Source organism: Aquabacterium sp., assembly GCF_041909175.1.
Taxonomy (GTDB): domain Bacteria; phylum Pseudomonadota; class Gammaproteobacteria; order Burkholderiales; family Burkholderiaceae_C; genus Aquabacterium.
Genome location: NZ_JAYRDZ010000001.1, coordinates 204,211 through 225,833 on the forward strand (window position 1 = coordinate 204,211; position 21,623 = coordinate 225,833).

A 21,623-nucleotide genomic window follows, 5' to 3' on the forward strand; every position below is an offset into this window, starting at 1 on the left:
CCGAACCGTCCAAAGGAACGACATGCCGAGAGCCGATCAACTGCTGGTCTCGGGTGGGCACGCGCCCACCCGCTCGGCAGCGCACCGCCTGATTGAAGCCGGCGCAGCCCAGTGGCTGGGCCCCAAGGGCTGGACCAGCCTGCGCAAGGCAGGTGAAGACCTGCCTGAAGACGCCCAGTTCCGGGTCACCAACGACGACGAGCTGCGCTGGGTTTCGCGCGCCGGCCTCAAGCTGGAAGGTGCCCTGGCTCAGATCAACCTGGATGTCAGCGGCATGCGCTGCCTGGATGTCGGGCAGAGCACCGGTGGCTTCACCGATGTGCTGCTGAGCGCCGGGGCCAGCCAGGTCGTCGGGGTCGATGTCGGGCACAGCCAGTTGCATGACAAGCTCAAGGCTGACACACGTGTGGTGGCCCTGGAAAACGTCAATGCCCGTGAGCTGGAGCAAAGCAGCTTGCGCGACCACGCGCCGGCCGGCGGCTTCGATCTCATCGTGGCCGACCTCTCCTTCATCTCCTTGTCGAAGATCATTCCGCACCTGGGCGCCTGGTTGAAAAAGGGTGGCCACGCGGTGATGCTCATCAAGCCCCAGTTCGAGGTCGGCAAGGAGCACGTCGGCAAGGGCGGGGTGGTCAGGGACCCAACCCAGCACGCCCGGGCGCGCGACATGGTGCGGCGTGCCTGTACCAAGCTGGGCTGGACCGTGCACAAGGGCTTTGCCAGCCCCATTGCCGGCGGTGATGGCAACCTGGAATTCTTTATCTGGGCGCAGTCGCCCGATGTTGACGAGGCAGGTGCGCTGCCTCCGACCCCATGAAAGTGTGAAGCATGAGCAAGCTTGACTCGGCCTCGTTGCCCATCAGCCTCGAATTTTTCCCGCCCAAGACGCCGGAAGGCGTCGAGAAGCTGGCAATGGTGCGTCAGCGTCTGTACCCGCTTCGCCCGCAATACTGCTCCGTGACCTATGGGGCAGGCGGCTCTACCCAGGATGGCACGATCCAGACCGTGCGGGCCATCCTCTCCGAGGGGTTTGATGCTGCGCCGCACTTCTCCTGCATTGGTGCCAGCAAGGGCTCGGTGCGCGAGCAACTGGCCCAGTTCAAGGCCGAAGGCATCCGCCGCATTGTGGCCCTGCGGGGTGACCTGCCCAGCGGTTACGGCGGCTTTGGCGAGTTCCGCTACGCCAGCGAACTGGTGGCCTTCATCCGCGAAGAAACCGGCGACCACTTCCACATCGAAGTGGCGGCCTACCCCGAGATGCACCCCCAAGCCCGCAACCCGCAGGCCGACCTGCAGGCCTTCGTGACCAAGGTCAAGGCCGGTGCCAATGCGGCCCTGACCCAGTACTTCTTCAACGCCGATGCCTACTTCCGCTTCGTGGACGAGGCCGCGCGCGAAGGGGTGACCATCCCCATCATCCCGGGCATCATGCCCATCACCAACTCCAGCCAGCTCATGCGCTTCTCGGATGCCTGTGGTGCCGAGATTCCCCGCTGGGTGCGCAGCCGTCTGGAAGGCTTTGGTGATGACAAGGCCTCGATCCAGGCTTTCGGGCTGGACGTGGTGACCCAGCTGTGCGAACAACTGCGACGCGGGGGCGTGCCTGGCCTGCACTTCTACACGATGAACCAGTCCGCTCCCGTGCTGGGCCTGTGCGAGCGTCTTGGTATTTGAACTTCGGACATCCTGATCTGGTGTGTTGCCAAAAAGCGTCAAGTTGATCTGATCTACCGCAAACCCGTCTCGTCGGCAGGGTGGGTGCGCCCTGTGTGACATCGCGGATTTGACGCAAAGCAAGTTTGGCGTGGGGTGCGCTTGATGCAATGGCCTCCATCGCGATGCCGGGGTCGGCATCTGCAAGCAACCTCGACACCAAAGGATGTGACCATGAAGACCAAGATGATTCGCCTCGCCGCTGTGGCCTTGGCCGTTGCCGCTCTGGCCCCTGTCGCCCAAGCTCAGACTGATGGCAACTGGGAAGTGCGCGTTCGTGCCGTGAACATCGATCCGGCCAACGACAACGACAACCTGGACGTGTCGATCAACAAGAAGCTGATCCCCGAGTTCGACATCAGCTACTACTTCACACCGAACATCGCGGCCGAACTGATCCTGACCTACCCGCAAAAGCACAACGTCAAGCTCAACGGCGGCGTGATCGGTTCCGTGAAGCACCTGCCCCCGACTCTGACGCTGCAGTACCACTTCATGCCTGACAGCACCGCCTTCCGCCCCTATGTTGGCGCCGGTATCAACTACACCAACTTCACTGCGGTTGATCTGCCTGGTGGTCTGAATGTGGACCGTGGCAGCTGGGGTCTGGCCTTCCAGGCTGGTGCCGACATCCCTCTGGCCAAGCAGTGGTATCTGAACGTGGACATCAAGAAGGTCTATATCCGCACTGACGTCAACGATGCCACCGGTGCCAAGCTGGACACCTTCAAGATCGACCCGCTGCTGGTGGGCGTCGGTATCGGCTACCGTTTCTGATCTGACAGCCAGATCACTTTGGCGAAACCCGTCCACAAGACGGGTTTCAACCCTGAAGACAGGCTCCCCCATCCGGGAGCCTTTCTTTTTTCAAGCCTGCAGCAGGACGCGTCAGTCGCTCCACACCTCGGTATCGGTGACGATGCCGATCAAGGGCAGGTCGTGTGCTTCAGGCGCCAGCTCGGTCAGCGTCAGCTCGGCGTGGGCCCAAGCCACGCCTAGCGCCGTGACGCCGGGGTGCTGGGCCAGATAGCGGTCGAAGTACCCGCCGCCATAACCCAGGCGAAATCCTTCGCGGGTGTAGCCCACGCAGGGCACCACCACCACATCCGGCGTGCACGGTTTGCTGTCGGGCGCTGGAATGCCGCAGTCATCGCGGCTGGCGGGTTCATCGCCTTGCCATGTTCGATAGTCCATCTGGCGGGGTGATTTCTGTGCCCAGGGCAGGGCCAGGGTGCAACCGAATGCTTGCTGCGCCAGCATGGCCACCTCCCTTGGGTTAAATTCGCCTCTGATGGGCCAGTACAGGCCCAGACATTCAGGCTCCAGTTGCCCCAGCACCGTCATCAATCGGCTTTGCAGTGCCTGTTGTGCGGCAAGGTGTTCTGGCGAGCCGCTCCAGGCTTCCCGGCGGGCCAGCAGTTGCTGGCGCAGGCTGGCGCGCGACGGCGTGGTGGGGTCTGACGGTGTCTGGGTGCTCATGGCCGGGATGACAAAGGTTTTCAACGTGAAACGAATGAGCGAGTATGCGGCCAGCTTGATGCACAAGTGGCCGCTGACGCTGACCATCGGGGGGGCGCTGTTGATGGCTGCCCCGGTAGGCGCGGCGCAGGCACAGTCGGACGGCGATGCCGTCATGCTGCAGGCCAAGGACGCCTACCGCGTGCGTGACAAGGACCGCCTCGCCAATGCTCGGGATGCCGCCCTGGCGGCTTCTCACCCCCTGGCGCCCTGGGCTGATTACTGGGCATTGCAGACGCGCCTCACCAGCGCTTCTGTGGCCGATGTGGACGCCTTTCTGGCGCGCTGGCCTGACAGCTATGTGGCCGACCGGCTGCGCAACGACTGGCTGCTGGTGCTGGGCAACCGTCGGGATTGGGCGACCTTTCTGCGCATCAAGCCCGCATTCCGTATGAACGACGACCGAGAGGTCAGTTGCTGGGATGTGCTGGCGCGCCAGCAGACCAGTGTGGCCCAGGAAGGCCCGGGTGACCTGCGCGAGCAGGCGCGGCGTGCCTGGTGGGCGCAAAAAGATGCGGACACCGGCTGTGACACCATGGCGCAGGCCCTCTTCAAGGCCGGGGTGTTGACCCCGGATGACGTCTGGCGCAAGCTGCGCTTGTCCGTCGAGGCGGACAAGCCGAAGGCGTCGCAGAAGGCGGCCGCCATGCTGGGCGATGTGGTCGCGCAGGCCTTGACCCGTGCGTTGGGCCAGCCCCGTGCCTACCTGATGGACGGCGATCAAGGGCAAGGCAGCGCGACGGCTGCGGTCAAGGCGCCGGTGCTCAAGGCGGACACGAGCCGCAGCAAGACCAAACGCAAGACCGGGCGCAACAAGGTGGTTCGCCCGAGCGATCTGCCTCAGGTACAGCCGCCGGTGCCACGCGAGTTCCAGGGGCCGCTGAACCTGCTGGCCTTCATCCGCTGGGCGGCCATGGATCCGCAGGCGGCTGCCCAGGCACTGGACGATCCCCAGCGTCGCGCCGCCTGGGGCTGGCGCGGTGAAGAGTCGGCCTGGGCCTGGTCGCAGGTGGGGCGGCAAAGCGCGCAGCGCCTGCTGCCGGAGGCGCCGCAGTACTTCGAGCGCGCGATGGGTTCGTTCGACGAGCTCGCGCCCGGCGAAGGCCCGCGTGCCTGGTCGCCCGACACCCTGGCCTGGATGGCCCGTGCAGGCCTGCGCTGGGCCACCGCGGGTCAGCCGGCCTACTGGAGCCTGGTGGACCGGGCCATTGCCGCCATGCCCCCCGACATGCAGCAGGACACCACCTGGGTCTACTGGAAGGCCCGTGCCCTGATCAGCCGGCCGGGTGTCTCGCGCCTGCAAGGCCGCGAGATGCTGACGCGCATCAGCAGCGGGCTGGGCTTTTACAACCTGCTGGCCGCCGAAGAGCTCGATGGCGTGGCCCCGAAGCCGCCCCTGGTGCCACCCCGCCCCTCCGAGTCCGAGTTGAGCCAGGTGATGTCCTGGCCTGGTGTGGACCGTGCCTTGCGCCTGTTTGCGCTGGGCTGGCGCACCGAAGCGGTCAAGGAATGGAACTTCACGGCCAGCTATGGCAAGCCCGGCGGGCAGATGGGTGAACGCGAGGTGCTGGCGCTGGCCGAAGTGGCCTGCCAGCGCGAGATCTGGGACCGCTGCATCAACACCAGCGAGCGCACCCGGCAGGCGGTGGATCTGACCCAGCGTTTCCCGACGCCGATGCGGACCGACGTGCTGGCCGCAGCCAATGAGGTGGGGCTGGACCCGGCCTATATGTACGGGCTGATGCGCCAGGAGTCGCGCTTCATCACGGCGGCGCGCTCGAACGTGGGCGCCGCCGGCCTGATGCAGGTCATGCCGGCCACGGCCCAGTGGACGGCCAAGCGCAAGGGCATCCCCTTCACGCAGGACATGATCACCGACCCGCTGGTGAACATGAAGATCGGCGCGAGCTACCTCAAGCTGGTGCTCGACGACCTGGGGGGCTCACAGGCCATGGCCGCAGCGGCTTACAACGCCGGCCCTGGTCGCCCGCGCCGCTGGCGTGAAGGGGCCAAGGTCGATGCTGCTGCGTGGGCTGAAAACGTGCCTTTCAGCGAAACACGTGACTATGTGAAGCGCGTGGTGGCCAATGCCGTGGTGTACGGGCATGTGCTGTATGGCAAGCCCTTGTCGATCCGCACGCGGCTGGGGGCGACCATTGGTCCGCGTGCGGGCGACCAGCCGCCACCCGAGTTGGACCTGCCTTGATGGCAGCAAAGCAAAAGGCCTCCCACCGGGAGGCCTTTTTCATGCAGGGCTCAGCCCTGACGAGGCAATCAGGCCGCCACCAGCAGCATGGCCGTGTCGAACGCGCTGCTCATCGGCGGCAGGTTCATGATCATCGGCTGCGGGGCGTTCTTCGAGGTCTTGACGGGCTTGGCAGGCACGGCAGCATCGTTCTGGGCCGTTTCGGGACGGTCCCAGTTGCTGGCCGACTCCTTGCCGGACAAGGCGATCGAATAGAACACGCGGAACGGGATCTTGCGCTCACCCCAGTAATCGGCGGCATCGCGGAAAGCGTCGAGCAGTTGCTCGCGGGTTTCGCGGTCGCACTTGGTGTCACCGGGGATGAGTTCCAGCACGACGACGAAGCCCGGCTGCGGCCCGGACTTGTGCACCAGGTCGGTGATGCAGTCGTACAGGGCGTCGAGGTTCTTGCCGAAGTGGTCTGGGAATAGGAAGTCGCGGGCGATGATCTCCAGCACTTCCTCCTTGCTCTGAGCAGTGCCCAGATTGGTATACAGGAAGTGCTGGCCCAACTCCTGGGCTGCCTGTTGCAAGTCACTCGGGCGGAAGGCGCGAATGGATTGGACGATGTTGGGTCGAACGGATTGCAACAACATGATCGCTGGAGCCATGACACACCGAACGGATCGGCATCTCATCAGGCTTTTATGAAGGTGTAAGTGATGAACAAAAGAACGAGAAAAGAACGAAGGCTTCAATGCCTGGGATCAATCATCCTGAAACTGCTGTAGTGATCCTCGGTATAGAAACAAGTTTCCGGTTTTTGCGGAATTTCACCTCCACAGACAATGCGGCGAGCACCACGGTCACGCGCGCCGGGTGAGGGCACGGTGTACTCATGGTAGAAACCACGTGGTCTGCGAGGCAAGGCACGCTCCCGGTTGCCAAAGACGCTACCGTCCTTGTCGTATCGAAAAGGGCCGCCGGCCAGAATGCGCCGATGGACGTCTTGGGCTTGAGGGGGCAATTCGGACAGCCCGACGGTGGAGGTTCTCTCCGCCTGGACTGTGTCGGCAACCTCGGCCCGGGTGCGGGCCCAGGCTGCGGTGCTGCCGGCGTTCGTCAGTGCCGAAGCACCCACGACCCCTGCGATGCCCAACACGAGGCAGGCAATTCTGGCGGCGGTGCTTTTGAAGCCCGTTGCGCGCAGTGACTGCACTGTTCTCATGCTGTGTACCCAGCCTTGCTCATGTCAGCTTAAGACGTCAGCTCTTGTGAAGGCAAGATGCTACTGAAAAGGGGCAAAAAGCTCAAGGCCCTGACCACCGGAAAACCGGTAGGGCAGGGCCTTTGACAGGGGGTTGCGCGATTGTGGTATACGCGCTAGCCGGATGGTTGGCGTTCAGCGGCTGGCGTTCGCGTCTGCTACGGTCATCGCGGTCATATTGACGATTCGGCGCACGGTGGCCGATGGCGTGAGGATGCAAACCGGCTTGGCGGCACCCAGCAAAACGGGCCCCAGGGCAATATTGTTACCAGCTGCAACTTTGAGCAGGTTGTAGGCAATATTGGCCGCGTCGATGTTCGGGCAAACCAGCAGATTGGCCTCGCCGCTCAGCGTGGTGCGCGGCATCAGCTGGGTGCGGTAGGACTCGTCCAGGGCCGTGTCGCCATGCATTTCGCCATCGATTTCCAGCCAGGGAGCCTGTTGCTGGATCAGGCCCAGGGCCTCGCGCATCTTGATGGCCGAGGGCTGGTTGCTCGAACCGAAATTCGAGTGCGACAGCAGCGCGGCCTTCGGGCGCTGACCGAAACGCATCATTTCCTCGGCGGCCATGATGGTGATTTCGGCCAATTGCTCGGCGGTCGGGTCGTAGTTGATGTGCGTGTCGAGGATGTTGACCATGCGGCCCGGCAGGATCAGGCCGGTCATCGTGGCGTAGGTCTTCACCCCCTCGCGCTTGCCAATCACCTGGTCGATGTAATGCAGGTGCAGCGAGGTGTTGCCCCAGGTGCCGCAGATCAGACCGTCGACTTCGCCCTTGTGCAGCAGCATCGAACCGATCAGCGTCAGGCGGCGGCGCATCTCGATCTTGGCCATCTGCGCGGTCACGCCCTTGCGGTCGGCCAGCGCGTGGTAGGTCTGCCAGTACTCGCGGTAGCGTGGGTCTTCTTCGGTGCTGACGATGTCGTAATCGACGCCGGCCTTCAGGCGCAGCCCGAAACGCTCGATGCGCTGCAGGATGATCGGGGTGCGGCCGATCAGGGTCGGGCGGGCGATGCCTTCGTCGACCACGATCTGGGCGGCGCGCAGCACGCCTTCGTTTTCACCTTCGGCGTAGGCAATGCGCTTGGCCTTGGCGCGCTTGGCCACGCTGAAGATGGGCTTCATCGTGTGGCCGGAAGCGTAGACCAGGGTCTGCAGCTTGTCGCGGTAGGCGTCGAGGTCGGCCACCGGGCGCGAGGCAACACCGGAGGCGGCGGCAGCTTGAGCGACAGCCGGCGCAATCTTGATCATCAGGCGCGGGTCGAATGGCTTCGGAATCAGGTATTCCGGACCGAAACTCAGCGACTCGCCGGTGTAGGCCGCAGCCACCACCTCGTTTTGCTCGGCCTGGGCCAGCTCGGCAATGGCGTGCACGGCCGCAATTTCCATCTCGTCGGTGATGGTGGTCGCGCCGGAATCGAGGGCCCCACGGAAGATGTAGGGGAAGCACAGGACGTTGTTGACCTGGTTCGGGTAGTCGGAGCGGCCGGTCGCCATGATGGCGTCGTCGCGGACTTCCTTGACCTCGTCCGGCAGGATTTCGGGGGTCGGGTTGGCCAGCGCGAAGATGATGGGCTTGGCTGCCATCTTGGCGACCATGTCCTTCTTGAGCACGCCGCCAGCGGACAGGCCCAGGAAGATGTCGGCACCTTCAATGGCTTCGGAGAGCTTGCGCAGCTCGGTCTTTTGCGCAAAGGTGGCCTTGTCGGGGTCCATCAGCTCGGTACGGCCTTCGTAGACCACGCCGGCCAGGTCGGTCACCCAGATGTTTTCGCGGGGCACACCCAGCTTGACCAGCAGTTGCAGGCAGGCCAGAGCCGCCGCACCGGCGCCCGAGGTCACCAGCTTGGCGGTCTTGATGTCCTTGCCGACCACCTTCAAGGCGTTGAGGAGGGCCGCGCCCACCACGATGGCGGTGCCGTGCTGGTCGTCGTGGAAGACGGGGATCTTCATGCGCTCGCGCAGCTTGCGCTCGACGTAGAAGCAGTCCGGGGCCTTGATGTCTTCGAGGTTGATGCCGCCGAAGGTGGGCTCGAGCGAGGCGATCGTGTCGACCAGCTTGTCGAGGTTCTGTTCGTTGATTTCGATGTCGAAGACGTCGATGTCGGCGAACTTCTTGAACAGGACGGCCTTGCCTTCCATCACCGGCTTGGCGGCCAGCGGGCCGATGTCGCCCAGGCCCAGCACGGCGGTGCCGTTGGTCACCACGGCCACCAGATTGCCCCGGCTGGTGTAGCGGAAGGCATTGGCGGGGTTGGCAACGATCTCTTCACAGGCAGCAGCCACGCCTGGCGAGTAGGCCAGCGCCAGGTCGCGCTGGTTGGTCAGTTGCTTGGTCGCAGAAATGGCGAGCTTCCCGGGTGTGGGGAACTCGTGGTACTCGAGCGCGGCTTTTTTGAGCTCGGCCCGTTTTTCTTCGGGTGTGGTCATGGTGCGGCCTTTGTTGGCTGGCGAAGGGGTACTCGCCCGGACCCCCGATTCTAGGAACTTCGGAGGGGGCTGTTGTGTGGATGTCCGCAAGAAAGTTGCCAGCCGACGTGAAGCCTGACCGCCTCAGCGCAGCACACGGTGGTGCAGGCCCTCCTGTCGGTTGAAGGTGGTGGTGACCTGCCATCCGCCATCCGGACCATCCGGCTGACAGGCCAGGATGGCAAACCCGTCACCCGGGATCACCTCGGTCTCGACGCGGCAGTGGTAGTGGTGCAGTTGCCCTTCATGCTGGTGCCGGAAGCTGAAGCTGTCGTTCAGATGGAAGTCGGTGGGACGCGAGTTGGCGAACGGGTAAGGCGCATAGAGGGCGGAGCTGTGCACCGAGTGGGCCACCACGGCCCGGTCGGGTGCGTCGCCTTCGCGGGTCAGGGTGATGCGGGCCACGCACGACACGTGCTCGTCACCCGACAGGAACACCACATGGCGGGCCTGACAGCGGTAGAGCAGGGCCAGCAGCGCGTGCAGCGAGCCCGGATAGGACTCCCAGGCATCGGCCATCAGGGCGCTGGCCGGGCGCAGGGTGTCGCTGGTGAGGCGCCGTGGCAGCAGGATGGATGGCGTGGCCACGAAGCTGGGCTGCGCATCGGGGCCGTGCCGGGTGAGCCAGGCTTCGAGTTGCGCCCACTGCACGCGGCCCATGATGCGGGCCTCGTCCAGACGGGCCACCTCGCGACAGGTCCGCTGGGTGCGGGTGTTGGCCATGAAGAAGGGCAGCCCGCGGTGGGTGAAGGTGTACCAAAGGCGTGCAGGGCGGCGCGTGGGGTCGAGCGGGTCCACCGGCTGGCGCACGGGCTGCGCAAAGCGCTGGAAGTGGCGGTAGGCCCGCAGGCCCTCGGCGCGCAGGGTGTCGTTGTCGGCTTCCTGCGGATCGTCGGAATCGGTCTGGCTCCAGTTGTCGACGATCTCGTGGTCGTCCACCAGGGTGTGCACCGGCAGGCCATTGAGGGCGTGGCGCATCCAGCGCAGGCTCAGCATGCTCTGGTAGGGCAGGTTGAAGCGGCCATCCGCCGCACGCGGGTCGAACAGGCCGGCCGTGGCGTCCGCATAGATCTGGTCGCCCAGCAGCATGGCCAGTTCCGGCTGCGTGCGCTGCGGGTCGGTTCGCCAGGCGAGCAGACGCTGCCAGGCCTGGTCGGCCGGCCCGGGCTGCCAGTGGGCGGCATCGGGGGTGCGTTCGGCCATGCTGCCAGGGTAGAGGCAGCTTGACAGCATGAAGGACCAGCCCTGCTGATCCGGCTGATCGACCGGCAGCGGCGGACGGGGGATCCAGATCAGGTCGGTCTCGCTCCAGCTGTGCATCAAGGGCGTCAGCGCGGCCTGGATGTCGGCCAGCCGAGGGCTGTCGTGGCCGGGCTGGGTGTGCACCAAGAACAGGCCGACCGTGCTGTGCGCGTCTGGCCAGCAGGCCTCGGGCAGGCTCAGGGTCCGCATCAGCGAGGGGGTGGGGTCCAGGCCAGGCCGTGCATCTGGCCAGGGCAGCAACAGGATGGCCCCGAGGCTGCCATCGGCCTGGCGGGTGACACAGGCCACAGCGGCCGGCTGGGCGCAGGGGGTGTCGCGACCGATGGTGACGGGCCAGTGCCAGTGGCCATCCGGGTGCAGGAAGGCGGTGCCCAGGAAGGGGCCATAGGGCGCGGGCTGTACATCGAGCGCAGCCGGTGGGCGGGGTTCGGTCAGGGTGGACGGTGGCAGCTGGTCGTCTGCGGCCTTCAGGAAATCGACGATGTAAGGGAAGACATCGGCACGGGCGTTTTCCCCGATCAGACAGTCCTGGTGGCCATAGCCATCGATGATGTGGTGCGTGAAGCGCTGGCTGGCCTGCGGGCCCAGGGCGTCGATGAAGGCCTTGAAGCGGTACAGGCCGCGGATGTCCGACAAGGCGTTTTCCCGCCCATGCACGCTCATGACCGGGAAGCGCGCCAGCAGAGCCCGCATGCGGTGCGGGTCGAGGTAGAGGTTGTCGCCTTGCGGGGTGGCGATGCCGCCATTGCGGGCCAGTTGCATGGCCTGGCTCAGGGTCTTGAGGCTCAGCGGGCCGAAATGCTCGTCGATGTCGCGCAGCACCGCTTCGCTGATGTTGGACAGCTTGAAGTCCCTCCCGTAGAGGATGTCCATGCGGTGGCGGGTGGCGGCCCAGGGCGTGGCCTGTCCGGGCGGCCAGAACGGGTCCTGGCGGCGCAACTCGTCAACCGGGTAGGGCAGGGTGGACAGCAGGCGGTCGAGCATCTGGTCCACCATCGAGGTGCTGCTGGCTTCGCCGGTCTCGGGTCGGAAATAGAAGGGCCCCAGCGGCATGAACTGCTGGAAGTAGCGCATCACGAAGGCGCGGAACACATTGGCCGGGTCAAATGTGACCACGGGCGCGATCTGCGACAGGGCCACGCGCCTGATGCGGTCGGGCATCGCCACCCGCAAGGCCTCGTGGGTCAGGTGGTCGGCCTGACGGGGCCCCAGCAGCCCCATCCAGAGCATGGCCGAGCCCATGCAGTGGGCGAAGATGTGGATGGGGCGTTGCCCGGTGGCACGCCAGACATGGTCCACCGCCACAGGGATGTCGTGATAGGCCGGGTCTTCAAAGGTCCAGGGCTTGGTGGCGGTGGGCATGCCCGGGCTGGTGCGCATGTCGGCCACCCACACATCGAAGCCGGCTGTCCACAGCGTGTGCCCCAGGCCGTCGGGCACGGAGCGGTGGGCATAGGTGGTGCCGCCGGCGCTGTAGCCATGCAGCATCAGCACCGCTTCTGCCTGAGCCGTCTGACCGCGGTAGCGCGTCAGCCGCAGCCGCACGGGGGTGCCATTGCTCAGGGGTGGGGCCACATCGAGCTCAATCACCTCCGGCGGCGGCAGCCCTTCCACGGCCACCGGCAGGCGGTGGATGGGGCGCGCTTCAGGCGTGTCGGGTTTGCGCAGGCTCCAGACATGCTGGTGCAGCATGACGCGGGTCAGCATCAGCCCCAGGCTGATGAGGTCCATCAGCGTGTCGGGCATGTGCCGCTGCCGGATCACCCGCATCAGCGGCACGCCTTCATCGGCCAGGTAGCCCAGGTTCAGGGTGAGCAGCGGGCGCTGATCACGTGGCAGACCCGGTGCGCGGTTCAGCTGCATCTGCATCAGCTGCAGCCACGGGTTGCCGCGGCAGGCATAGGTCAAGCGCTTCTGACCTTGCAGGCGCTCCCCCGCCCAGGGGCCTTGCCCGAGTACGGTGAGGTCGTAATCGAACAGGCGGACTTCCCCTGCGCGGCTGGCCAGCCGGAAGGTGCCCAGGACCCGGTCCTGCCACAGGCGCTGCAGGGCCGTGGCGAGGTCGGTGTCCGTGGTCGACGCCGTGCGGTCTGATCGGTTCAGCCTGGCTTTCACGGCGGCCTGCAGGGCCTGCACCACATCGCGCAGCCCCCGGTTCACGAACCAGGCGCCCAGGCCCCGGGCTGTGCGCCAGGCGGGCGTGCTGGCCTCGCGGTGCAGCACCGTGAGCGTGCCTTGCACCGGGCTGCGGTGCAGGGTGAAGTCCTCATGCCAGGGCTGGGCCCCGCGGGCGTCGCTGTCTGCGGTCGATGGCCGTCTGATCACCCGCACCTCGCTGCGGGTCGGGTCCACCTCCAGCCGGCGCGGGCCTTCAATCAACTCCCGGATGGGTTGAGGCCGGAAATGCAGGGTGAGCTCGATGCCTTGCTGACCAGCCCAGCCACGCAATTGCTCGGCCAGCTCCACCTCGGTGGCGGGCGCAGCTGACACCGCTTGGGGTGGTCGTGCACGTGGGCGTTGCCGCAGGGGCGGGGCGGCTTGTGCGGGCACCGTGAAGCCCCACAGCGCTCGCAAGGCGAGCACATTGCGTTGCGCCAGCGTGGCAATGGTCAGCGCGGGGTTGATGCCCAGCGAGCAGGGCACGATGGCCCCGTCCATCACGACCAGACCCTCGTGGACCTGGCTGGGCTGCTCAGGCGTCGGGTTGAAGACGCGGCCCAGGTGGTCGACCACGCCAGCGCGGGCATCGTCGGCCATGGCGCAGCCCCCCAGTGGGTGCACCGTCAGCAGCGGCCCGCGTTGGGCGCCGAAGATCTTCTCCATCGCATCGGGCAGGGGCTTCCAGCCGGGGTTCGACAAGACCCGCATCTGCCAGCCCTGCTGTGCACAGTGCGCCGCCAGGGCGTTTTCCTGGGCCAGAAAACGGGGGTCGTCTTTCAAGGTCGGCCAGCTGATGTGCAACTGCCCGTCCGTCGGGATGCGGTTGCTGCGCTTGTCAGGCATCTTCAACTGGCCATTGCCCTGGTCATGTCCGATCAGGGCCACCACCAGCGAGCGCCGCACCGCCTCGTCCGACACCACCATGGGGTCCACCCAGTCGGGGTCACCGTGGTGGGCGCTGGTGTCGGCCTCGCCCAGCTCCTGCAGGGCGCGGGCCGTGGTGAAGATCTCGCCAAACAGCCGCTGCATCGGCCCGGGCACGGCCAGGTCCTCGATCACATGAGGGGGCACCCCAGCGGGCCGGTGGGCGGGGTCACGCCGGTCGAGGATGCCCGTGATGGTGGGCCCGACCTGCCGTTGGGCAGGTTCGTCGTGCTCGTGGGCCACGGCATTCACCGTGGTGGGGGCGCCGTGCTGGTCATGCAGGTCATAGGCCACGGTGATCATGTCGCCGTTGCCTGAAAACTGCTGACCCAGGCGGGATGACACCGGCAGCCCGGCTTCTTGCGAGCGCATCAGCAACTCGGTGGAGCCCAGCGTGCCGGCCGCCAGGATCACGCGGTGTGCGCGCAGTGTGTGGGGCCGCCCCTCCCGTCGTTGGGCCTGGTCGTCGGTGTGGATGACCTCGACCTGCCAGCCGCCCGCTTCGCCTGGCGCGAGCCGCCAGGCCGTCGCACCGGTGATGAGCTTCGCCCCCAGGCGCTGGGCCTGGGCCAGCAGGTTGGTGTCCAGCGAGATCTTGGCGTTGTGGTTGCACCCGGTGGCGCAGTCGCCGCATTGCACGCAGGCGTCCAGTTGCACCTGGTCGCTGCTGGGCTGATCAACCAGGGCCACGGTGATCGGCGCATCGCGGTAAGGCAGTCGGGCACCCAGTTGCTGCAGCACCCGGTTCTTGTCGGGCGCCATGCCGTGGGTGTGCACGCCATTGACCGGGCCTTCGCGCAGGTGGGCGCCCAGCCGCACACTGACGTCCAGGGCCCGTTGTGCCAGCTGGTCTTTGTCAGCACGCAAGGCCTGTGGCCACGCGGGTGAGTCGAACACCTCGCTGGTAGGCCAGTCCATCACGCCGGCATTGATCAGCGAGCCGCCGCCCAGGCCGCTGCCGACCAGCGCGCACATCTCGGCGCCCAGGCGCACATCGAACAGCCCCGTGCGGCGTCCGGCTGGTTGCTCGGTGGCGCTGGTGCTGAAGCGCACGTGGCCTGGCAGCTCCCCGAGTTCGGACGGGAAACTGCCCGGCAGGTACTCCTGCCCCCGCTCCAGCACCCACACGCGTGCGGGGCGTCCATCAGGCAACCGGGTGCCGGCCAACTCGGCCGCAGCGATGGCCCCGCCGTAGCCGCTGCCAATGATGAGGACATCGCAGTGGCAGCCGGCTGCGTCAGCCGGTCGCTGACCTGTCAGCAGGTCATGCAGCAGGGACTCCCACCCCTGCGACAACCAGCGACTCTGACATGGCGGGCCTGCTTCAGGGCGTGCCTGAGGGCCTTTCTGCGGCTGCATCGACGGGGACATCCGGGACTCCTTGCTCCAGTGTGTCCATCACCGCCTTCAGCAACACCTCGACCGATACCGGCTTGTGCAGCAGGCGCAGTCCGGCCTCCTGTGCCTCGATCAGCCGGTCCTGCGCCGTGTCGCCGCTGATCAGCATGGCAGGCAGGTGCGGGTGTTGCTGGCGCAGCTTGCGGATGGCCTTGATGCCGCTCTCCTCGCCGCGCAGGCGGAAGTCCGCGAGCACGACGTCGGGGGGATCGATGCTGGCCATGCGCATGGCTTCGTCGGTGTCGGCGGCCAGGGTCACCTGGCAGCCCAGAGATTCCAGCAGGGTCTTCATCGCCATGCGCACACCAGCCTCGTCATCGAGCACCAGCATGTGGCACAGCGGGATCGCCGCCGAGTCGATCTCGGGCAGCGCGGCCGGCGCTTCTTTCAGCTCGGCACGGGGCAGCCGCATGGCCACGCGGGTGCCCACGCCCAACTCGGACTGCAGGTCCAGCGGGATGTCGAGCAGGCGGCTCAGGCGCTGCACGATCGACAGGCCCAGGCCCAGGCCCCGCGTGCGGTCGCGTTCCGGGTTGTCGACCTGGTAAAACTCTTCGAATACCCGGGCCAGGTCCTTTTGCGGGATGCCCCGCCCGGTGTCGCGCACGGCCACTTCCACAAAGGCCCCGCTGTCCTTCACCTCCAGCCACACCTTGCCAGCGTTGCAGTACTTGATGGCGTTGTCGAGCAGGTTGGTGATGATGCGTTCCAGGTGCAGCGCATCGGTCTTGACGACCAGGGGGCCGTCGGCCTGGCAGTCCAGCTGCAGCCCCTTGGTGCGGGCCTCTTCGCGCTTTTCATCGCACAGCCGGCGCAGCATCGGGCCGATGTCGGTCGGCTTCTGGTTGACGGTGACGATGCCGGCATCCAGCTTCGAGACATCGAGCAGCGCCGTCAGCTGCGAGCGCAGCGCACTGAGCGCGGCGTCCATGTGGGTGAGGATGCTGCGGCCGGATTCGTCCAGCTTGTGGGTCATCAAGGCGGCGCAAAACAGCGTCAGCGTGTGCAGGGGCTGGCGCAAGTCGTGGCTGGCCGAAGCCAGGAAGCGGGTCTTGGCCGTATTGGCCTCTTCGGCAAACTGCAGGGCCGAGCGCAGCTGGTCGTTCAGCCTGATCTGCTCGTTGCGCATGTTCACGGATTCGTTCAGTGAACGGTAGTGGTCCTTGGCCAGGCCAATCTGCACGACCAGAAAGGCCAGGCACAGGAAGGACATGGCGGCATCGACCCACCAGAGCGCGCCCGGGTGGGGCGAAAACGCCCAGCTCAGGGTCATGCCCAGCATCACCGGGTAAGCGAAGGCGTTGTAGATGCGCGGGTGGCCGTTCGTGGTGCCAATGGCCCCGGCCGTGATGCCCGACAGCAGGATGGAGACCACCGCCCGCTGCAAATCGGTCATCGTGTAGAAGAACAGCACCGCCGAGCCTTGTGCGATGCCGTTGATGCCACTGAGCAGGATGGCCGTGCGCATGCGCGACTCGTGCGTGCCTGGGCGGGAAGGCAGGTCGGGCAGCAAGCTCCAGCGCACCCCTTGCATGATCACCACCGAGGCGGTCCATACCAGCAGCGCCAGATGGGGCACGTGTTGCCAGGTCACGGCCAGCACGAAGAGCGCAGCCAGCCCCACCGGCCAGGGCACCTTGCGGGCCTGGCGTGCGATCAGGTCAAGTACTTCCACCTCCGCATTCAACGGGGTGGTGCTGGCGTGGGGTGGAGGGGCCGCGGTCGGGTACTGCGTGGACATGCGGCGGCACTCAGGGCGCGCTGGTCAGCGTCGCCGCCGGCCCTGCGTTGAGGGCGCCGAAAAGCTTGAGCTCGTGCGCACGGTACATGGCCTGGGCCCGGCTGTTGACACCGAGCAGCTGGTAGACCGCCCACAGGTGCGCCTTCACCGTGCCTTCGGCAATGCCGATTTCACGGGCAATGACCTTGTTGGGCTTGCCCTGCAGCAGGCAGCGCAGCACGGCCAACTGACGCGGGCTGAGCTCTTGCGACCAACGGTTGGCCGCCTCGGCGCTGGGCGAGGGCGCCGGCAGGCTGCTGGGCGCATGGTGGCTGTGCTCGGCGCCTTGGGGGGCCTTCAGAGCTTCAGGCGGCAGGTAGATGCCCTGGGCCAGCACCAGGCGCAGCGCCTGGGTGGTCACGCTGGGGTCGGTGCTCTTGGGCACATAACCCGCCGCACCATGCTGGATGGCCGCCTGGATGACGTGTGGCGACTCTTCACCCGACACCACCACCACGGTGGACTCATCGAACGCGGCCTTGATGGCCGTGAGCGCCTCCATGCCCTGGGTGCCGGGCATGTGCAGGTCCATCAGGATCAGGTCGAAGGGCTCGCCCACCAGGGTCAGGGCTTCGGCGATGGATGCAGCCTGTTTCACATTGGCGAGCGCATCCAGTCCGTACAGCAGGCTTTTCAGCCCCTCACGGAACAGCGGGTGGTCGTCAATAACAAGAATGCGTACGCCAGGAGTCATACCTCAATGGTATCGAGACAGATTCAACGAAATGTGCTCTAAACGTCGGTTTAGCCATCGGATCAGGCAATAACCCGTATGTTTGGGCCAAACTGTGAAGCATTGTTGCTGAGCTGACAAGAAGAATCAGACAGTACCAGCCAAGAATAACTAAGGCAGCTGCTCAGGGGTCGTTGGCCGCGGTAAGGCAGTATTCACCGACAATGTCAACATGAGCCTCGGTGAATTCGATCTTATCGAACGATATTTCTGGCGGCCCCCTGGCCAGGGGGCCCGTCACTCTCTCGTGGGTAACGGCGATGACTGCGCCGTGCTGACGCCCGCTTTCGGACACCACCTCGCCATTTCGACCGACACCCTGGTCGAAGGTCGCCATTTCCTGTCCACGGTTGACCCGGCCCGCCTGGGTCACAAGGCCTTGGCCGTCAACCTGTCTGATCTGGCGGCTTGTGGCGCCCGTCCGCTGGCATTCACGCTGGCGCTCACCTTGCCCCGCGTCGACGAAGCCTGGCTCACCGCCTTTGCCCAGGGCCTGCTGGCGCTGGCCGATGCCCACGACTGCGAACTCATCGGCGGCGACACCACCTCGGGCCCCTTGAGCATCGGCATCACCGTGATGGGTGAGGTCAAAGCGGGCGGTGCCCTGCTGCGCAGTGGCGCCCAACCGGGTGACGACCTGTGGGTCAGTGGCTACCCGGGCGTCGCCCGCCTGGCGCTGGAAGGTTTCCGTGACACGCTGGAGCCCCCCTTGTCCGGGCTCGATTTCCGTCTGGCCCGCGATGTGCTCGAGCGGCCTCACCCGCGTGTCGCCCTGGGGCTGGCCTTGCAGGGGCTGGCCCATGCGGCCATTGACGTGTCCGACGGCCTGCTGGGTGACCTCGCCCATGTGCTGCGCCGCAGCGATGTCGGCGCCGAGCTGGCGCTCGACGCACTGCCCGTGCACACCGTGCTGGCCCATCGCACGAGGGAAACCCAGCTCGACTGCATCCTCGCCGGGGGCGATGATTACGAATTGCTGTTCACCACGGCCCCGGCTGACCGCGAGGCGGTGCTGGCCCGTGCTACACAAGCCGGCGTGGCCGTGAGCCGCATCGGCCGCATTCAGGCTGACGCGGGCTTGCGCCTGTTCACCGGCGTGCTCGATGAACCGGCCGAAGCCGGTCGCCGCCAGTGGGTGGACAACCGCTGGACCTCTTTCGACCACTTCAAGACATGAACGCGCCCGTTGACGACGCTCCTTCGCCCTCGGTGATGCCGGGGCCGCGCCGCCCTGATGTGGCGTTTCTTGTACGCCACCCCGCGCATTTCATTGCCCTGGGCGCGGGCAGCGGGCTGGCACCGTTTGCGCCGGGCACCTTTGGCACCTTGTGGGGCTGGGCCAGTTTCGTGGCCCTGAACCTGTGGTGGGGCGGTAGCCGTCACGCCGACCTCATCTGGGGCATTGTGCTGGTGGTGGGCCTCGCGGTGGGCTGGTGGGCCTGCACACGGGCTGCGCAACATCTGCAGGTGGCCGACCCCGGTGCCGTGGTGTGGGACGAGATCCTCGCCATCTGGCTCGTGCTCTGGTTCATCACCCCTTATGGCATCCTGGGCCAGACCCTGGGCTTCATCCTGTTTCGCTATTTCGACGCGGCCAAGCCCGGCCCCATTGGCTGGGCCGACGGCCTGTTCAAGCTGCACCGCGGCGAAAGCATTGGCTGGGCGCAGGGCTTCGGCATCCTGTTTGACGACCTGGTGGCCGCCCTGTGCACCCTGCTGGTCCTGGCGGCGGCTGTGGCCATGCGCCAGGGTGGCGTCACCGCAGGCCTGATGAGCTGAGCGACCCCATGGACACCCAATCTGACCCCGTCGCCGATCTCGTTGCCCAGCTGGCTGCGGCGCTCGAAGCGCGGGGCTGGATGATGGCCACAGCCGAGTCCTGCACAGGGGGGTTGATCGCGGCGGCCTGCACCGAGCGCGCAGGCTCCAGCGTGTGGTTTGACCGTGGTTTCGTGACCTACAGCAATGCGGCCAAGACCGCCATGCTGGGCGTGCCGGCCGAGCTCATCGTGGCCCATGGCGCGGTGAGCGAGCCGGTGGCCTGCGCCATGGCCGAAGGTGCCGTGCGCATGGCGGGGGTGGACTTGGCTGTGGCGGTCACGGGTGTGGCCGGGCCTACGGGTGGCTCGGCTGACAAGCCGGTGGGCACCGTGTGGTTTGGCTGGGCGCGCAAGGGGCAGCCTGCACAGGCCGTGCGCTGTGTGTTTGACGGTGACCGCGCGGCGGTCCGGCAGGCCACGGTGCTGCGTGCCCTGCAGGGCTTGCTCGCCAGCCTGGCTTAGCTCAGCGCCATTGGTCGTCGGTGGGCACCTGGCGCGGGCCCATCAGGCGCTCCAGTGCCACATCGATCACCAGGCCCCACAGGCTGTAGAGCACCGAGCCCAGCAGTGCATCGGTGAAGCTGTGCACATGGAAGTTGTCCAGCAGGTAAGACGCCATCTCGAAAGTGAAGGCGTTGATCACCAGCAGGAACAGCCCCATGGTCAGCACCGTGACCGGCAGGGTGAACAGAATCAGCAAGGGCCGTACAAAGGCATTGAGCAAGCCCAATACCAGCGCGGCAATCATGGCCGAGCCGAAGTCCTTGATCTGGATACCGCTGTCCCACTGGGCCAGCAACATCAGGGCTGCCGACAACAGCAGCCACCGCAAGACGAGTTTCATGCTGGCAAGCATAGCGCAGCGTGAACAAATTCGGACGGGCTGGGTTGACTTCGGTATACGGTTTGGCACACTGGTCAGACAAACCACCACGTCAACGGGCGCCAGACATGTCCCCTTCTCGTCGCGTGCAATGGTGCCCGTCTGACTGAACAGCAGACCGAGGTTCATCATGCCTTCCACCGCCCCCAGCAGCTTCAGTGAACTCGAACAATGGCTCAATGAGCGCCGTGTCACCGAAATCGAATGCCTGGTGCCGGACCTGACAGGGGTGGCGCGCGGCAAGATCCTGCCCCGCGAGAAATTCACCGAAGACCGCGGCATGCGCCTGCCCGAAGCCATCGTCGCCATCGGGGTGACGGGCGAGTTCCCTGAGTCGGGCTCGTACTACGACTTCATCACCCCCACCGACCGCGACATGCACCTGCAGCCCGACCCGGCCACGGTGTGCATCGTGCCGTGGGCGACCGACCCCACCGCGCAGGTCGTGCATGACTGCTATGACCGCGACGGCAAGCTCATTCCCTATGCGCCACGCTCGGTGCTGCGCCGCGTGTGCCAGCTGTTTGACGACCAGGGCTGGCAGCCCATCGTGGCGCCCGAGCTGGAGTTCTACCTGGTCGAGCGCAGCATCGACCCTGACTTGCCGCTCAAACCCCCGGTGGGCCGCAACGGCCGCTCGGAAACCTCGCGCCAGGCCTATTCCATCGATGCGGTCAACGAGTTCGACCCGCTCTTTGAAGACATCTACGACTACTGCGAGCGCATGGGGCTCAATGTCGACACCCTGATCCACGAAGTGGGTGCAGGCCAGATGGAGATCAATTTCTTCCACGACCACCCGCTGGGGCTGGCCGACGAGGTGTTCTTCTTCAAGCGCACCATCCGCGAAGCGGCGCTGCGCCACGGCATGTATGCCACCTTCATGGCCAAGCCCATGGCCAATGAGCCCGGCAGCGCCATGCACGTGCACCAGAGCATCACCGACAAGGCCACGGGCCAGAACATCTTCAGCAACCCCGACGGCAGCCCCTCGAAAGCGTTCTACTGGTACATCGGCGGGCTGCAGAAATACATCCCTGCGGCCACTGCGCTGTTTGCGCCCTATGTGAACAGCTACCGCCGCCTGGTGCGCTCCAACGCTGCGCCCATCAACACGCAATGGGGCACCGACAACCGCACCGTGGGCATCCGCTCGCCGGTGGCCACGCCGGCCGCGCGGCGCGTCGAAAACCGCGTGATCGGGGCCGATGCCAACCCCTATGTGGCCCTGGCTGCCACGTTGGCTTGCGGTTACCTGGGCATCACCAAGCAGATCGAGCCCACGCCCGAGTGTCGGGGCGATGCCTACCTGGCCAACTACCAGTTGCCGCGCAGCCTGGGCGAAGCCCTCACGGCCCTGCGCGAAGAGCCCGACCTTGCCGAGGTGCTGGGCGAAGCCTTTGTCACGGTCTACACCGAGATCAAGGAAGTCGAATACGCCGAGTTCATGAAGGTGATCTCGCCCTGGGAGCGCGAACACCTGCTTTTGCACGTCTGACCGAGAGAAAAA

The 21,623-nt window shown here is 65.9% G+C and carries 15 protein-coding genes and 1 pseudogene; 8 read left to right on the top strand and 8 right to left on the bottom strand.

The window, feature by feature from the left end; all coding sequences use genetic code 11:
- Nucleotides 1–22: 22 nt before the first annotated feature.
- The 3 genes from ACE3PH_RS00885 to ACE3PH_RS00895 all read left to right on the top strand — a co-directional run bounded on the left by ACE3PH_RS00885 (nt 23) and on the right by ACE3PH_RS00895 (nt 2,490).
- Nucleotides 23–817 carry a TlyA family RNA methyltransferase gene (locus ACE3PH_RS00885; protein WP_374315541.1) on the top strand — a complete coding sequence of 265 codons (795 nt, stop codon included), beginning with the start codon at nt 23–25 and terminating at the stop codon, nt 815–817.
- An 11-nt stretch (nt 818–828) separates the two neighbouring features.
- Complete coding sequence (gene metF, locus ACE3PH_RS00890) at nt 829–1,674, top strand: methylenetetrahydrofolate reductase [NAD(P)H] (protein WP_374315543.1); 846 nt, start codon at nt 829–831, stop codon at nt 1,672–1,674.
- A gap of 213 nt (nt 1,675–1,887) precedes the next feature.
- Nucleotides 1,888–2,490: an OmpW family protein gene (locus ACE3PH_RS00895; protein ID WP_374315545.1), complete on the top strand. Its 603-nt coding sequence runs from the start codon at nt 1,888–1,890 to the stop codon at nt 2,488–2,490.
- Between the two features lie 111 nt (nt 2,491–2,601).
- On the opposite strand, the gene ACE3PH_RS00900 is transcribed toward ACE3PH_RS00895, so the two are convergent.
- Entirely contained in the window at nt 2,602–3,192 is a 591-nt protein-coding gene (locus ACE3PH_RS00900; RefSeq protein ID WP_374315547.1) for a 5-formyltetrahydrofolate cyclo-ligase, read from the bottom strand.
- Nucleotides 3,193–3,226: 34 nt separating this feature from the next.
- On the opposite strand from ACE3PH_RS00900, the gene ACE3PH_RS00905 reads away from it, so the two are divergent.
- Nucleotides 3,227–5,437, top strand: a complete 2,211-nt coding sequence (locus tag ACE3PH_RS00905) for a transglycosylase SLT domain-containing protein (protein ID WP_374316211.1) — start codon at nt 3,227–3,229, stop codon at nt 5,435–5,437.
- 248 nt (nt 5,438–5,685) lie between these two features.
- On the opposite strand, the pseudogene ACE3PH_RS00910 reads toward ACE3PH_RS00905, so the two are convergent.
- The 6 genes and pseudogenes from ACE3PH_RS00910 to ACE3PH_RS00935 all read right to left on the bottom strand — a co-directional run.
- Nucleotides 5,686–6,072, bottom strand: a pseudogene (locus ACE3PH_RS00910) (barstar family protein); the annotation flags it as partial.
- A gap of 98 nt (nt 6,073–6,170) precedes the next feature.
- Nucleotides 6,171–6,644, bottom strand: a complete 474-nt coding sequence (locus ACE3PH_RS00915) for a ribonuclease domain-containing protein (protein ID WP_374315549.1) — start codon at nt 6,642–6,644, stop codon at nt 6,171–6,173.
- Between the two features lie 174 nt (nt 6,645–6,818).
- Nucleotides 6,819–9,113 carry an NADP-dependent malic enzyme gene (locus ACE3PH_RS00920; RefSeq protein WP_374315551.1) on the bottom strand — a complete coding sequence of 765 codons (2,295 nt, stop codon included), beginning with the start codon at nt 9,111–9,113 and terminating at the stop codon, nt 6,819–6,821.
- Nucleotides 9,114–9,236: 123 nt separating this feature from the next.
- On the bottom strand, nt 9,237–14,870 hold the full coding sequence (locus ACE3PH_RS00925; protein WP_374315553.1) for an alpha/beta fold hydrolase: 5,634 nt from the start codon (nt 14,868–14,870) through the stop codon (nt 9,237–9,239).
- Nucleotides 14,824–16,638: an ATP-binding protein gene (locus tag ACE3PH_RS00930; protein WP_374315555.1), complete on the bottom strand. Its 1,815-nt coding sequence runs from the start codon at nt 16,636–16,638 to the stop codon at nt 14,824–14,826. Before ACE3PH_RS00930 ends, ACE3PH_RS00925 begins: the two co-directional genes overlap by 47 nt.
- Before the next feature lie 10 nt (nt 16,639–16,648).
- Nucleotides 16,649–17,371 (bottom strand): response regulator, encoded by a 723-nt coding sequence (locus tag ACE3PH_RS00935; RefSeq protein ID WP_374315557.1) that lies wholly within the window; start codon nt 17,369–17,371, stop codon nt 16,649–16,651.
- 211 nt (nt 17,372–17,582) lie between these two features.
- Between ACE3PH_RS00935 and thiL the strand changes: the two genes are divergently transcribed.
- From thiL to ACE3PH_RS00950, 3 genes are read left to right on the top strand one after another with little or no spacing between them, the layout of a single operon-like run.
- On the top strand, nt 17,583–18,587 hold the full coding sequence (gene thiL / locus ACE3PH_RS00940; protein WP_374315559.1) for a thiamine-phosphate kinase: 1,005 nt from the start codon (nt 17,583–17,585) through the stop codon (nt 18,585–18,587).
- Nucleotides 18,584–19,189 carry a phosphatidylglycerophosphatase A gene (locus ACE3PH_RS00945; protein WP_374315561.1) on the top strand — a complete coding sequence of 202 codons (606 nt, stop codon included), beginning with the start codon at nt 18,584–18,586 and terminating at the stop codon, nt 19,187–19,189. The genes thiL and ACE3PH_RS00945 overlap by 4 nt, the downstream gene beginning before the upstream one ends.
- Nucleotides 19,190–19,197: 8 nt before the next feature.
- Nucleotides 19,198–19,692 carry a CinA family protein gene (locus tag ACE3PH_RS00950; protein ID WP_374315563.1) on the top strand — a complete coding sequence of 165 codons (495 nt, stop codon included), beginning with the start codon at nt 19,198–19,200 and terminating at the stop codon, nt 19,690–19,692.
- Between the two features lies 1 nt (nt 19,693).
- On the opposite strand, the gene ACE3PH_RS00955 is transcribed toward ACE3PH_RS00950, so the two are convergent.
- On the bottom strand, nt 19,694–20,074 hold the full coding sequence (locus tag ACE3PH_RS00955; protein ID WP_374315565.1) for a phage holin family protein: 381 nt from the start codon (nt 20,072–20,074) through the stop codon (nt 19,694–19,696).
- Nucleotides 20,075–20,243: 169 nt separating this feature from the next.
- Here ACE3PH_RS00955 and ACE3PH_RS00960 point away from each other — a divergent pair, with 169 nt between their 5' ends.
- Nucleotides 20,244–21,611 (top strand): glutamine synthetase family protein, encoded by a 1,368-nt coding sequence (locus ACE3PH_RS00960; protein WP_374315567.1) that lies wholly within the window; start codon nt 20,244–20,246, stop codon nt 21,609–21,611.
- Nucleotides 21,612–21,623 lie beyond the last annotated feature (12 nt).